Genomic DNA, 12,794 nt, shown 5'->3' with positions numbered 1-12,794 from the left:
CTAATGCCTGAGCTTTATGTTGGACTGATGTCCGGAACCAGTCTTGATGGCATTGACGCAAGCCTGGTGAGTTTTGAGGATCAGAAAGTCCGCTTAATCGCGTTCGACTATTTTCCTTTCCCGCCTGAGACTAGAGACGCGATCCAACGGATCAGCGAACCTGACACATTGATTTCCTTAAATGACTACGGCGCTCTGGATACCCGACTGGGTCATCTATTCGCAGAAGCTGTCAACTCATTACTTGCGAAGGCAAAAATTCCGGCAGCAACAATCGCAGCAATTGGCAGTCACGGGCAAACGGTTTACCACGCACCAGACATTCAATTTCCTTTTTCCTTGCAGATCGGTGATCCGAACATTATTGCCGAGAATACCGGTATTACTACGGTGGCGGATTTCAGACGTCGTGACATGGCCGCAAACGGACAAGGGGCGCCGCTGGTTCCAGCCTTTCATAAAGCCGTGTTCAGTCATCCAACCGAGCATCGCTGTATTGTTAATATCGGGGGCATTGCCAATATTACTGTTTTACCAGCTGAATCCTCGCAAGTTATTGGATTTGATACAGGACCGGGAAACACGTTGATGGATTTATGGATTAAGCAACACCGTAATCTGGCTTATGATAAAAACGGCGCATGGGCTAAAACTGGTGAAATCAAACATGACTTGGTGAATCAGTTAATAAAAGATGCGTATTTCGGTGTTCGCCCGCCCAAAAGTACCGGCAAAGAATATTTCTCCCTATCGTGGTTGAATCAAAAGATTAAATCGATAAGTTATAATGTTGAAGATATCCAAGCCAGTTTATGTTTTTTAACGGCAATCACTATTTGTCAAGCCATTGAAAAATATGCGCCTTTAACGGAGCGTGTACTAATTTGCGGCGGCGGTATTCATAATGACTATCTGTTAGAACTGATTCAACTGAACCTTAACTGCCCAGTTAACTCGACAGAGCCATATGGCATTCATCCGGACCATGTAGAAGCGATGGCTTTTGCTTGGCTGGCCAGACAGACTTTAAATCATCATCCTGGCAATCTTAAAGAAGTAACGGGGGCAAATAATGCAGTGATTCTGGGGGGCCTTTATCAGGGCAATAAAGCAATTCAGTAAAGAGGGCGGCCAACCGCGGCCGCCCAAATAATATCATGCCGAAAACGAAGAGCCACAGCCGCAGGTGGTCGTTGCGTTGGGATTGCGGATCACGAACTGTGACCCCGACAAATCCTCTTTATAATCAATTTCAGCGCCGGTTAAATACTGAATGCTCATCGAATCAATCAGAACGGTTACTCCGCCTTTTTCGACCAGCGTATCGTCCTCGTTGACCTCTTCATCAAAAGTAAAACCATATTGAAATCCTGAACAGCCGCCGCCTGAAACATAAACTCGCAGCTTCAGATTGTTATTGCCTTCTTCGGCTATCAATTCACCTACTTTGGAAGCAGCACTGTCAGTAAAAATAATTGGATCAGACATAAATACAAAAATTAAGTAATTGAAATTAAGCTAAATTATGACTATACCTAGCATTTTAGTCAACAATTATGGATAGAGCGCAATCATATTTAACCCGCGGTCTTCCTCCAGGCCAAACATCAGATTCATATTCTGAATCGCTTGACCTGCCGCTCCTTTGACCAGGTTATCGATAACCGACAAGATTACAATTGTCTGGCTGCCTTGTGGTTGATGCACGGCGATTTGGCACATGTTGCTGCCTTTAACATTACGAGTATCCGGATGTGCGCCGCTAGGCAATACGTCAACAAAATACTCATCAGCGTATCTTTTTTCGAATAATGCCTGTACATCACATTGATCGAGATTCAACTGACCATATAGTGTGGCATGAATCCCGCGGATCATCGGTATTAAATGCGGAACAAATGTAAGACCGGCCGGTCTTCCGGCCGCCATCTCAAGACCCTGCCTGATTTCCGGCAGATGCCGATGTCCACTGACTGCATAAGCCTTGAAACTTTCGCCGGTTTCGCTCATCAATGTAGCTAGTTCCGCCTTGCGTCCGGCACCGCTGACACCGGATTTCACATCGGCGATCAACTGACCTGCATCAATCACGCCTTGTTCAATCAGCGGCAAAAAACCCAACTGTACCGCAGTCGGATAACAACCCGGGCAAGCGACCAGTCTAGCCGATTTTATCAACGCTCTATTGACTTCCGGCAAACCATAAACCGCCTCGGCAATCAGGTCAGGACAGGCATGCTGCATGCCATACCATTTCTCCCAGTCCCTGACCTCTTTAATTCTAAAATCAGCAGACAGGTCAATCACTTTGACGCCACGCGCCAGCAACTGTTCAGCCATATGCATTGCCGTGCCATTAGGCGTAGCGAAAAAAACCACATCACATGTAGCCAAAGTCTCCACATCAGGCAGACTGAATACCGCATCTATGGCGCCTCGCAGACTAGGATAAAGTGCATCCACTCTTGATCCGGCATCCGACCGCGATGTCACGACCGCTACGTCGACTTCCGAGTGCGACGCCAAAATCCGCAATAATTCAACCCCGGTATAACCGGTTCCGCCTACAATACCTGAACGAATCATCTACTCTTCATCTCCAACACAAAAACAACCAGCGCATATAATACCTGTAACCTGATTCGGTATAATCATTTTTCTTTACTCAAAAGCGACTTAGGCATTATCGTTTTGACTTAAACGTTGTGCCTATAAAACTCACAACTCTGTCTGAGACTGATAATATGATCGCCATCGAAATTACTGAAAGCGGTACTCCTGAAGTTTTAAAACCGACGCAATGCCCTGTCCCTACGCCCTCGGCGGGCGAAGTACTGATAAAAGTCGCTGCAGCCGGCATTAATAGGCCCGACATCATGCAGCGCAAAGGGCTGTACCCTCCCCCACCCGGCGCGTCTGATATTCCAGGTCTGGAAATCGCAGGAACTGTAGTGGCGATTGGCGAAAATCCCACACGTCTAAAAGAAGGCGACCAGGTCTGCGCTTTAGTAACTGGCGGCGGTTATGCCGAATACTGCCTGGCATCAGCCGATCTATGTTTGCCCGTCCCCAGAGACATGAGCTTGAGCGAAGCGGCCGCTTTGCCGGAAACCTTTTTTACAGTCTGGAGCAATGTATTTAATCGTGCCCGGCTCGCTGCCGGCGAGACCTTATTCGTCCATGGCGGCACCAGCGGCATAGGCACAACGGCCATCCAGTTAGCCAAAGCATTTGATGCTAAAGTCTTCGTCACGGCAGGTACTGAAGCGAAATGCCGCTTCTGCACAGAGCTGGGCGCCGATGCCGCCATCAACTATAACGAACAGGATTTTGCCGAAGAAATCAGGCAATTGACCAGCGGTAAAGGCGTCAATGTCATACTCGACATGATAGGCGGTGACTATTTTCCGCGTAATTTAAAATGCATGGCTTTTGATGCACGCTTGGTGCAAATCGCATTACAAAAGGGAGCAACATCTGAAATTGATCTACTGCCCATTATGCTGAAACGCCTCACAATCACCGGCTCAACCCTGCGCGCCAGGGACACCGCCTTTAAAGCCGACATTGCCAAGAATCTGTTGGAAAATGTCTGGCCCTTACTCGACTATGGCCAAATTAAGCCTATAATTCATGCCACCTTTCCATTGAGAGAAGCGGCTCAAGCCCATGCATTAATGGAAAGCGGTCAGCACATCGGCAAAATCATCTTAACGGTATAAAAAAACATGAGCTACACCCATTTAATTTCACCGGACATACTGAACCAACATGTCAATGATCGCAACTGGATTATCTTTGACTGCCGCTTTTCCCTGGCCGACACCAATGCCGGCGCCAAGGCATACCGCTTCGGTCATATTCCTAATGCCAGATATGCACATCTGAACAATGATTTATCCTCGCCAGTCACCGACCTAACCGGTCGTCACCCGCTGCCCTCTTTTTCATTGCTGGTCGATAAACTAGGGCAATGGGGCGTAACCAATCAAAGCCAAGTCGTCGTTTATGACGATGCCAGCGGCGCTTTCGCAGGCCGCCTATGGTGGCTGTTACGTTGCATGGGCCATGATAAAGTCGCTCTGCTGGATGGAGGCATTAAACACTGGCAAAAGCAGGGCTATGCCGTAACCACAACGCTGCCGACCATTGAACCTGCCATCTTCAGGATGTATCTTGACGAAAACCAATGGCTGAATGCCGTACAGGTGCGCGATAAATTAGCGGCAAAAACCATTAAGTTGATTGATGCCCGCACACCGGAACGTTATCGTGGCCAGCAGGAGCCTATCGATCCAGTTGCCGGCCATATACCCGGCGCCTTAAACCGGGCGTTTCAGTTGAATCTAAATACCAACGGCTTATTCTTGTCCGCCGACATATTGCGTGAACATTTCAAGCAAATGCTAGGCGACACCTCCCCCGAACAGACTGTGCACATGTGCGGCTCCGGCATCACGGCCTGTCATAATTTACTAGCAATGGAATACGCCGGATTAACTGGATCTAAACTGTATGCAGGCTCTTGGAGTGACTGGATTCGAAATAAAAATCGGCGGGTTTGCTCAGATTATTGATAGCAGCGCTTGTTAGAATGGCCTGCGAAATCCCTACAAATAGTCTCTGGCTGGCCGTCTTTCATATTTGACGCTCGAAAGAATGTAGTAAATTCAGGCTCATCTAACTACAAGCTCTTCTCGATCTATCAATAGAAATATCTTCACTGAGAACTCTCATCGCGCAACCGCATGAATACCGCAAACCGAGGAATCCCCGATCCAGTCAACCCTCTATACCGATAAGTAACCACACTACCAACCGGCGGTGGATTTTGCCTTTGCTTCTGAGTAAAACCGCTGCCGATATAAAATTCCTTGCCGTTCTCCATGCGTACTTTTATCGAGCCCATCAGACCGGTATTTTTGCCTTTTCCGGATTTGTAACCAATTACCACTGCTTCCGCATCTTCGAAGGGTTTTACTTTAAGCAAATTTCCGCTACGTCCGCTCTGATAAATTGCACTCTGCCTATGCAGCATCAAACCTTCTCCTCCTTGTTTATTGATTTCAACAAGCTTATCCATCAGCGCTGCATATGAATCTACCCGAAACTGCTCAATCACGGCCAGATAAGGTGAGTTTATTTCCGATGCCATATTATTCATGGCTTCTACCCGCTTACTGAATATTCCTCCATGCGCCGGAAGATCAAATACCATCAGTTTGATCTGCTTCCAGCCTTCATGCGGCGCTTGCTGGCGAACTATCGACACAGTATCTTCATAGCGCCCCCGTTCCATCCATAATTCGCCGTCTAGCGGCATATTCGGAAAGCCCTGAATAAACCAATCCGGGGCAGCAAAAATATGCCCGCCCTTGGAAATGAGCTTTGCGCCATTCCATCTGGCCCGCACGCCATCGAGTTTTTCGCTTACCCAAAACTGTGTAACATCGACATGTTGATGAAACACTTTTGCCAGCATGAGATCAGGAGTTTCTTCTGCCCGGCCACTAGGCGCTAAATAAAACAGCAGAAACAAGATACAAATGCGTTGTTTAATCATAACAATTTGCCCGGCCCATAGATGGCTGACTGGCCATTCCTTTGCGATGCTTAATTTTTATATCAGCAAAATTTTATTGCTTCAGCGCCGGCATAAATCACCTTATGGCCCATAATGACAGTCCGCTGCTATTTTTTAAATAGCTCATCATGCTCTACAGTAATAATCCAAGAAAAATCCCACGAAAATGGTCAATCCAAACCAATTATTGTTCAGAAATGCTTTAAAACACTGCGACTTTTCACGATTAAAAATCAGCCATTGCTGATAGATAAACAAGCTTGCCCCAACCAACAGTCCGCTATAGTAAAATCTGCCCAGATCTTGCATTTGCCCGATAGTGACCAGCAAACCAAGAATGATCACCTGCAAAATAGCCATGATATGCCGATCATAGTTACCGAATAAAATCGCTGTAGATTTGACACCTATTTTTAAATCATCGTCTTTATCGACCATGGCATACATGGTGTCATAAACCAGCGCCCATAATATCGTGGCCAGATACATGACCCAGGCAACAAATGGAATACTATTAGTCTGCGCGCTGAACGCCATTGGTACCGCCCAGCCGAAAGCGATACCCAGATAAGCTTGCGGCAAATGCGTATAGCGCTTCATAAAAGGATAGCTGGCCGCCAAAAATGCCGCGATGAAGGACAACAGAATCGTGTAGAGGTTCAGTAATAATACCAAACCGAAAGAAATCAGGCACAACACGACAAAAATGATTAAAGCTTCCTTAGGCGTAACATTGCCGAGAGCCATGGGCCGTTGCTTAGTACGTTCCACATGCGGGTCAAACTCACGATCGGCATAATCATTAATCACGCAACCTGCTGCCCGCATCAGCACCACACCCAGGCAGATAACGGTTAAAACTAACAAGTCAGGCTTGCCGTTACTCGCAACCCAAAGCGCCCAGAGGGCCGGCCATAATAAAATCAATATGCCGATGGGCCTGTCAAATCGCGCCAATAACCAGTATTGTCTGGCTCTATCCTCTATCATATCTATTGTCACTATCTTTACCTTCTCAGAGTGAACTGTTTGCAATTGTTCAAACCTAACTACACAACCAACCGAAACTGCCCGCTTGCAAGTCATTCGTTTTGAAGCGTGAGTTTTATTAAAAATGCTATTATAGCTTCTTTGTTTTAGTGAGCACTTGTGCCCAATGGAGAGGTAGTCATGAGCGTAAAAATTTATCATAACCCGCGCTGCAGTAAATCACGTCAAACCCTTGAATTATTGAAAGAACAGGGCATTGAACCAGAGATTATTGAATATCTGAAAACACCTCCGAGTGCTACTGAACTGAATGATATCCTGGAAAAACTGGGCCTGGAACCACGTGATTTAATGCGCAAAAAAGAAGCAGAATATAAAAATGCCGGTTTGGACAACCAATCACTGGACCGCCAAGCCCTGATCGATGGCATGATAAACAATCCAATATTAATTGAACGCCCTATTGTGATTGCCAATGATAAAGCCGCTATTGGTCGCCCGCCGGAAAATGTGCTGGCTATATTGTAGCCACCCCGTGCTACAACCATAATATGCCCTCAATTTGAAATATAAGGGTAAGGCCGCTCTATTTTAAACCAACGGTTTTATTATGACGAAAATTTTGATTCTTTACTTTTCCCGCCACGGCTCCACTGCTGAAATGGCGAACCACATTGCGCGTGGAGTTGAATCCGTCGTCGGCGTTGAGGCTGTTCTCAGAACTGTTCCCGACGTGTCCAGTGTCTGCGAGAAAATCGCCGCCAGCATCCCAAACCATGGGGCACCTTATGCCTCCCTGGAAGATTTAAAAGAGTGTGACGGCTTGGCTCTAGGCAGTCCTACCCATTTTGGCAATATGGCAGCACCGCTAAAATACTTCATCGATAGCACGACCGAAATCTGGTTTTCAGGTGCATTATCCGGCAAACCGGCTGGTGTATTTACTTCTACCGGAAGTATGCATGGAGGACAAGAAAGCACACTCTTATCGATGATGCTGCCATTAATGCATCATGGCATGCTCATACTAGGCTTGCCTTATACAGAAACAGCTTTGCGTGAAACGACTTCCGGCGGCACTCCTTATGGTCCAAGCCATGTATCATTAAGTAATGCAGTCATAAGTGATCAAGAAAAAAAATTGTGCCGCGCTCTTGGGATGCGCTTGGCTAAAACAGCGTTGTATTTAAAACAAGGCTCATGAAGATAAAACCAATTTATTATTATTCCCTAGCTTTGGCCGGTTTTTTCGGCCTGTTCGCCTTGTTGATGTTGTGGCATACTGTTCTGGCACCATCAACGCGCTTTCCTATTGCGTTAATGTTATTAATTACTGTGACACCATTATTGCTCCCGATGCGCGGCTTATTGGACCGCAATCGAAAAAGCTGTGCTTGGACCGCCTACATTAGCCTGATCTATTTTATACACGGCTCTGCTGAAGCTTATGTCAACATGGATGAACGCCTGTATGCATCGCTGGAGATCATACTAAGCTTGATGCTTTTTCTCGGTTCAACATTCTATGTTCGATTTTCAGGACACCATAGCTAACAATGGCGAAGCAACTTCCCTTACATTTTGAATTCAGGGCTGATCTGACATTTAATAACTTCTACCCTGGCAACAATCAGGAAATCATCAATCATCTGCAAAACTGCGTTGCGGGCACAGGCGAGCAGCAAATCTTTCTCTGGGGGAGTCAAGGTCTGGGAAAAAGCCATTTATTGCAGGCCTGTTGTTGCCAAGCTTATACTTTAGGATTCAGGTCATTCTATTTTTCATTTTCAGGCTCATCTCTTCCTGACCCCACTATACTCAATGGTCTTGATGAAATTGACATCGTCTGTTTCGACAACATTGAGTGTTTCACGGGTAATCCTGCCTGGGAAATGGCTTTTTTTAATTTTTTCAATGAACACAGGGATCGCGGGCATAAACTCATCATATCCGCTCATTGCGCCCCTAATGATCTCGGTATTCAGCTACCTGACCTTCAAACCCGACTTAACTGGGGACTGGCGTTAAAAATGCGACCATTAGACGATCAGGGCAGAATCGCTGCGTTAACTTTTAAAGCAAATCAAATGGGCTTTGAAATTTCTTCCAAAGCAGGACGTTTTCTGCTGACGCATTATTCCAGGGATTTATCCTCACTATGGGCTTTACTGGAAAAATTGGATCAAGCATCATTGGCCGCCAAGCGCAAGTTGACCATTCCGTTTTTAAAACAGGTTATGGATGATAACTATGTCTAGCAAAGTACTAATTATTGGCGCTGGCGCCATTGGCGGCTTCTACGGTGCGCTATTGGCTAAAGCAGGTGCCGATGTATCGGTCGTTTGTCGCTCCGATTATGAACATGTCAAACGAAATGGTTTTGTTATCCGTAGCAACGATCTTGGCAGCTGGAATTTTATTCCCTCCCAAGTACTAAAAAACGCTGCGGATTTTAATGGTGCGGCAGATTATGTTTTACTTTGCACAAAAGTGATTCCCGATATTGATCGCATTACATTGCTTCGCCCTGCAGTAAAGCCCGAAACAGCCATCGTATTCATCCAAAATGGCGTTGACATCGAACAGGAAATACTGACTGCTTTTCCTGATAATGAAGTCATCAGTGGTCTAGCGTTTATTTGCAGCAACCGGATTAATCCCGGGGAAATATTGCATTTGGCTTATGGCCATCTAACGCTGGGAAATTTGCCTGGCTCCATTAGCAGCAAAACCAACATGCTTTGCGAATTATTTAACCAGTCAGGTGTTGTATGCGAAGCAACTGAAAAGATTATCACTCGACGTTGGCAAAAATGCATTTGGAATGCACCTTTTAATTCGTTATCGGTCTTATCCGGTGGTCTAGAAACGCTCGACATCCTGCGTTCCCAGGAAGCTTTCGTACGCAACATCATGCAGGAAGTTTTTAATATCGCTGAAGCCTGTGAGCATCACCTGCCCCCCGATATTATAGATATTAATATCGATAATACTTATGCCATGCCCCCATACAGGACCAGCATGCTGTTAGATTACGAAAACGGTCATCCGATGGAGACGGAAGTGATTTTAGGCAATGCGTTACGTGCCGGCAAACGAACCGGTGTTGCATGCCCCCATTTAGAATCAGTCTATGCCTTAATGAAATTGCGCGAATTGCAGCTCAATCATTCGCTGTAGATTTACCGTAAAAGATATAGTCCGCAGTATACGGCGCTCGCTTTTCACTGCCCAGGTGATTAGCATCGCATCCGGATAACGGAGGCAAACCACCGTGAGTATTAACCCGATTAATATAATTTACATCCGAAAACAACCCTTTTCCCTTATGCGCTATGACTTCAACCAGCAGCCAGGAAATGGATGACTCTGGTTCAATATCTACTCTATTGAGTATTCGGCCGACAATACGACTGCCTTCTTTATACTCCCATATAGGACCTTCATAATGGTTTCCGACAACCCGACCATCCTCATCGAATAGACGAGCATCAGGGGCCTGTATTTTCCATGCATACTTATTGTTATTGACTGAGCATTGATAAATCTGATCACCTTTCGCATGAACAGACAAAACAGACTCATTACCATCAGGAACTTTAATCTGTTCAGGTATTGAAGTATCAGCATTAGCGGTCCCTAGTAACAATCCCCATAAAAACACTATTTTTTTAATCATCTGTTTTCACCATGGTAGTTTGGTTCCATCGTATTTAACAAAACAACCTGATTGTTCCAAGCTAAAATTGTCTATCACGGAGCACATGCCTGAAACGCTTTCACTAGCATTAATTAAGGCATTGATGCCCCCCATATCCGTTTTAACCCAGCCCGGATGTAAAATTAGCACACCAACAGATTGTTCTTTGAGCGTAAGCGCCAGACACTTCATTGCAGAGTTTAGCGCAGCCTTGCTTGAACGATACAAAATACTGCCTCCACTAGTATTATCAGTAATACTACCCATTAAACTACTGATACTGACGATTAGCTTCTTTTCACTACGCTTGATTTGTGGCAGAAAATCTTCCGCCATTTTAACCGGCGCCTGAGTATTAACCAGAAACGATTTATTCCATGCCTGATAGTCCAGTTGACCAGAAGCATGTACTCGATCATCAGTGTAAATACCGGCATTATTAATCAAAACATCAATCGGTAAGTCGGTAAGCTTATGGGACAACTTGTCAATTTGATCTAAATCAGAAATATCCAGCGTTTCTATCTGAATATTATTGTACTGGCTGGCAAGCTTGTTTAATTCAACCGCACCTCCCGGATCACGGCAACAAGCAATTGTTGTCCATCCAGATTGTACATATTGACGACAAAACTCCAAGCCTAACCCCCGATTGGCCCCGGTAACTAGAACTGTAGACATTTGCCACTCCATAAAAAAACCTTCTGTACTACGTGATACAGAAGGTTATTTATCAGTTCAGAAATTAAGCTGAGAGATTTTTAGAAACAAAATCCCAGTTAACTAGTGACCAGAAATGCTCTAAGTAAGTTGGACGAGCATTTCGATAATCAATGTAGTAAGCATGCTCCCACACATCACAAGTCATGAGAGGTGTTTGTCCTGTAGTTAATGGGCAGCCTGCATTACTAGTGCTAACGAGAGCTAAACTTCCATCTGCGTTTTTTACCAACCAAGCCCAACCTGAACCGAAGGTGGTAACAGCACATTTAGTGAATTCTTCTTTAAATTTTTCAAATGACCCAAAAGAAGCATCAATAGCATCAGCTAAAGCACCAGTAGGTTGACCGCCACCATTAGGAGTCAAACAGTTCCAGTAAAATGTATGATTCCATACTTGAGCTGCATTATTAAAAATACCCCCAGAAGATTTGACAACGATTTCTTCCAGAGATAATCCTTCAAATTCAGTTCCTGGAATGAGATTGTTCAGATTTGTTACATAAGTTTGGTGATGCTTCCCATAATGATACTCTAACGTTTCTGCTGAAATATGGGGAGCCAGCGCATCTTTAGCATAAGGTAAAGCAGGAAGTTCGAAAGCCATTTGATTCTCCTAATAAAATACGTTAAAAATAGTTGCCAATTAAACAGCTTGCAACAGAAAATAAATACCAAGTAATTTAATAAACTATTACTTTAGCATTGCTAGCCAATTAAATAAAGCAGGACTTATTTAACTCTTGTTCATCCATACAAACACTAAAGGCAATATTATCTCTTGTACCCTTTTAGTAATGGTTGGAGTATAGAAGCTACTCTATAATTCATAATTTTGAAGCCCCATATCATGCCCATTAAAACAATTAGATCAATTCCTGTCCAAGCTGAAGCAGAAAATGCAATTCATGGCGCAACTGTGTGTCAAGCACTTCCAGTCAATAGGGTAGGCGGTTTAGATAACGAAACTTATCGTCTGAATACGTGTCGACTGAATGATGCATCTTGATCTGGCTTCATTTTAAGATTATCGTTTGATTTAGATTCAAAGTGATGCTCCAAATAGTGATTAATCATATCATTGGTCACCTGATCAACGAAGATGCAAAAAATAACCCATGCAAATAGCACTCAATTTGGTAATCCGCAGGCTACCTATCTATAGACCATTGCCTCCTCCTTGGTCAGATTATCGCAGCTAAAACTGGTGGTTTAAAAATTATGATGGAAAATTAATTTGCGCCCGTACGGCATTATTCCCCTCATCATTGCAATGCTAATCATTACCAAAAAATTTATTTTATTATGGCCATAGAAGTAGAGCATAAGTTTTTAATTGCCAATGATAATTGGCGTGAGCACATCACAGAATCCATTAAATACAGGCAAGGCTATCTAAGCTCGTTAGCAACTAACTCGATCCGAGTCCGGATAAGTGATAATCATGCCTGGCTGAATATCAAAAGCGCTACCATTGGTACTCATAGACATGAATACGAATATGAAATTCCACTGTCTGACGCGAATGAAATCGTAAACAATCTTTGTAAAAAGCCCTTAATTGAAAAAACCCGTCATTTTGTCACTCATGATACCAACATTTGGGAAATAGATGAGTTTGAAGGAGAAAACAAAGGGTTGATTGTCGCTGAAATTGAATTACCAGAAATAGGGCAACCATTTTCAAAACCTGACTGGCTAGGAAAAGAAGTTACGCATGATTTGCGTTATTACAACAACAACCTTGCTAATCATCCATATTCAGAATGGCGTAAAAATTAATTATTTCATACATATATT

At 44.4% G+C, this 12,794-nt stretch carries 16 protein-coding genes; 9 read left to right on the top strand and 7 right to left on the bottom strand.

What is annotated here, in order from left to right; translation table 11 throughout:
• Nucleotides 1-3 precede the first annotated feature (3 nt).
• Nucleotides 4-1,122 (top strand): anhydro-N-acetylmuramic acid kinase, encoded by a 1,119-nt coding sequence (locus tag METMA_RS0111540; RefSeq protein WP_020159249.1) that lies wholly within the window; start codon nucleotides 4-6, stop codon nucleotides 1,120-1,122.
• Nucleotides 1,123-1,155: 33 nt separating this feature from the next.
• Here METMA_RS0111540 and erpA read toward each other — a convergent pair whose 3' ends face one another.
• Both erpA and argC read right to left on the bottom strand, forming a co-directional pair.
• Entirely contained in the window at nucleotides 1,156-1,488 is a 333-nt protein-coding gene (erpA, locus tag METMA_RS0111535) for an iron-sulfur cluster insertion protein ErpA (RefSeq protein WP_020159248.1), read from the bottom strand.
• Nucleotides 1,489-1,554: 66 nt separating this feature from the next.
• Nucleotides 1,555-2,586, bottom strand: a complete 1,032-nt coding sequence (gene argC / locus METMA_RS0111530) for an N-acetyl-gamma-glutamyl-phosphate reductase (RefSeq protein ID WP_020159247.1) — start codon at nucleotides 2,584-2,586, stop codon at nucleotides 1,555-1,557.
• A 158-nt stretch (nucleotides 2,587-2,744) separates the two neighbouring features.
• Between argC and METMA_RS0111525 the strand changes: the two genes are divergently transcribed.
• Both METMA_RS0111525 and METMA_RS0111520 read left to right on the top strand, forming a co-directional pair.
• Complete coding sequence (locus METMA_RS0111525; RefSeq protein ID WP_020159246.1) at nucleotides 2,745-3,722, top strand: NAD(P)H-quinone oxidoreductase; 978 nt, start codon at nucleotides 2,745-2,747, stop codon at nucleotides 3,720-3,722.
• 6 nt (nucleotides 3,723-3,728) lie between these two features.
• On the top strand, nucleotides 3,729-4,577 hold the full coding sequence (locus METMA_RS0111520) for a sulfurtransferase (RefSeq protein WP_020159245.1): 849 nt from the start codon (nucleotides 3,729-3,731) through the stop codon (nucleotides 4,575-4,577).
• 143 nt (nucleotides 4,578-4,720) lie between these two features.
• On the opposite strand, the gene METMA_RS0111515 is transcribed toward METMA_RS0111520, so the two are convergent.
• On the bottom strand, nucleotides 4,721-5,563 hold the full coding sequence (locus tag METMA_RS0111515) for a DNA ligase (RefSeq protein ID WP_020159244.1): 843 nt from the start codon (nucleotides 5,561-5,563) through the stop codon (nucleotides 4,721-4,723).
• A 147-nt stretch (nucleotides 5,564-5,710) separates the two neighbouring features.
• Complete coding sequence (gene ubiA / locus METMA_RS0111510) at nucleotides 5,711-6,574, bottom strand: 4-hydroxybenzoate octaprenyltransferase (RefSeq protein WP_027147253.1); 864 nt, start codon at nucleotides 6,572-6,574, stop codon at nucleotides 5,711-5,713.
• 180 nt (nucleotides 6,575-6,754) lie between these two features.
• Between ubiA and arsC the strand changes: the two genes are divergently transcribed.
• The 5 genes from arsC (at nucleotide 6,755) to METMA_RS0111485 (ending at nucleotide 9,754) form a co-directional block, all read left to right on the top strand.
• Nucleotides 6,755-7,102 (top strand): arsenate reductase (glutaredoxin), encoded by a 348-nt coding sequence (gene arsC, locus METMA_RS0111505; RefSeq protein WP_020159242.1) that lies wholly within the window; start codon nucleotides 6,755-6,757, stop codon nucleotides 7,100-7,102.
• A gap of 82 nt (nucleotides 7,103-7,184) precedes the next feature.
• A complete protein-coding gene (gene wrbA / locus METMA_RS0111500; protein ID WP_020159241.1) occupies nucleotides 7,185-7,778 on the top strand; it encodes an NAD(P)H:quinone oxidoreductase in 594 nt (197 codons plus the stop codon).
• Nucleotides 7,775-8,128, top strand: coding sequence for a DUF2069 domain-containing protein (locus METMA_RS0111495; RefSeq protein ID WP_020159240.1), 354 nt, complete (start codon nucleotides 7,775-7,777; stop codon nucleotides 8,126-8,128). Before wrbA ends, METMA_RS0111495 begins: the two co-directional genes overlap by 4 nt.
• Nucleotides 8,129-8,130: 2 nt before the next feature.
• Complete coding sequence (hda, locus tag METMA_RS0111490) at nucleotides 8,131-8,832, top strand: DnaA regulatory inactivator Hda (RefSeq protein ID WP_020159239.1); 702 nt, start codon at nucleotides 8,131-8,133, stop codon at nucleotides 8,830-8,832.
• Nucleotides 8,825-9,754, top strand: a complete 930-nt coding sequence (locus METMA_RS0111485) for a ketopantoate reductase family protein (protein ID WP_020159238.1) — start codon at nucleotides 8,825-8,827, stop codon at nucleotides 9,752-9,754. Before hda ends, METMA_RS0111485 begins: the two co-directional genes overlap by 8 nt.
• On the opposite strand, the gene METMA_RS24475 is transcribed toward METMA_RS0111485, so the two are convergent.
• From METMA_RS24475 to sodB, 3 genes are all read right to left on the bottom strand, one after another.
• Nucleotides 9,738-10,253 carry a DUF3455 domain-containing protein gene (locus tag METMA_RS24475; RefSeq protein WP_040590529.1) on the bottom strand — a complete coding sequence of 172 codons (516 nt, stop codon included), beginning with the start codon at nucleotides 10,251-10,253 and terminating at the stop codon, nucleotides 9,738-9,740. The genes METMA_RS0111485 and METMA_RS24475 overlap by 17 nt on opposite strands.
• A gap of 6 nt (nucleotides 10,254-10,259) precedes the next feature.
• On the bottom strand, nucleotides 10,260-10,955 hold the full coding sequence (locus METMA_RS0111475; protein WP_027147252.1) for an SDR family oxidoreductase: 696 nt from the start codon (nucleotides 10,953-10,955) through the stop codon (nucleotides 10,260-10,262).
• Between the two features lie 64 nt (nucleotides 10,956-11,019).
• Nucleotides 11,020-11,601 (bottom strand): superoxide dismutase [Fe], encoded by a 582-nt coding sequence (gene sodB / locus METMA_RS26455; protein ID WP_081917992.1) that lies wholly within the window; start codon nucleotides 11,599-11,601, stop codon nucleotides 11,020-11,022.
• Nucleotides 11,602-12,299: 698 nt separating this feature from the next.
• Here sodB and METMA_RS0111470 point away from each other — a divergent pair.
• Nucleotides 12,300-12,776, top strand: a complete 477-nt coding sequence (locus tag METMA_RS0111470; protein WP_020159235.1) for a CYTH domain-containing protein — start codon at nucleotides 12,300-12,302, stop codon at nucleotides 12,774-12,776.
• The last annotated feature ends 18 nt before the right edge of the window (nucleotides 12,777-12,794 follow it).

Source organism: Methylobacter marinus A45 (genome assembly GCF_000383855.1).
GTDB lineage: Bacteria > Pseudomonadota > Gammaproteobacteria > Methylococcales > Methylomonadaceae > Methylobacter > Methylobacter marinus.
The sequence above is the reverse complement of the archived record's forward strand: the minus strand, read 5'-3'. Positions and strand labels throughout refer to the sequence as shown.

Coding starts and splice junctions, on each gene's coding strand:
- argC (WP_020159247.1), bottom strand. CDS start 2,586: ATGATTCGTTCAGGTATTGTAGGCGGAACCGGTTATACCGGGGTTGAA.
- METMA_RS24475 (WP_040590529.1), bottom strand. CDS start 10,253: ATGATTAAAAAAATAGTGTTTTTATGGGGATTGTTACTAGGGACCGCT.
- ubiA (WP_027147253.1), bottom strand. CDS start 6,574: ATGATAGAGGATAGAGCCAGACAATACTGGTTATTGGCGCGATTTGAC.
- METMA_RS0111495 (WP_020159240.1), top strand. CDS start 7,775: ATGAAGATAAAACCAATTTATTATTATTCCCTAGCTTTGGCCGGTTTT.
- wrbA (WP_020159241.1), top strand. CDS start 7,185: ATGACGAAAATTTTGATTCTTTACTTTTCCCGCCACGGCTCCACTGCT.
- arsC (WP_020159242.1), top strand. CDS start 6,755: ATGAGCGTAAAAATTTATCATAACCCGCGCTGCAGTAAATCACGTCAA.
- hda (WP_020159239.1), top strand. CDS start 8,131: ATGGCGAAGCAACTTCCCTTACATTTTGAATTCAGGGCTGATCTGACA.
- erpA (WP_020159248.1), bottom strand. CDS start 1,488: ATGTCTGATCCAATTATTTTTACTGACAGTGCTGCTTCCAAAGTAGGT.
- METMA_RS0111470 (WP_020159235.1), top strand. CDS start 12,300: ATGGCCATAGAAGTAGAGCATAAGTTTTTAATTGCCAATGATAATTGG.
- METMA_RS0111485 (WP_020159238.1), top strand. CDS start 8,825: ATGTCTAGCAAAGTACTAATTATTGGCGCTGGCGCCATTGGCGGCTTC.
- METMA_RS0111515 (WP_020159244.1), bottom strand. CDS start 5,563: ATGATTAAACAACGCATTTGTATCTTGTTTCTGCTGTTTTATTTAGCG.
- METMA_RS0111475 (WP_027147252.1), bottom strand. CDS start 10,955: ATGTCTACAGTTCTAGTTACCGGGGCCAATCGGGGGTTAGGCTTGGAG.
- METMA_RS0111520 (WP_020159245.1), top strand. CDS start 3,729: ATGAGCTACACCCATTTAATTTCACCGGACATACTGAACCAACATGTC.
- sodB (WP_081917992.1), bottom strand. CDS start 11,601: ATGGCTTTCGAACTTCCTGCTTTACCTTATGCTAAAGATGCGCTGGCT.
- METMA_RS0111525 (WP_020159246.1), top strand. CDS start 2,745: ATGATCGCCATCGAAATTACTGAAAGCGGTACTCCTGAAGTTTTAAAA.
- METMA_RS0111540 (WP_020159249.1), top strand. CDS start 4: ATGCCTGAGCTTTATGTTGGACTGATGTCCGGAACCAGTCTTGATGGC.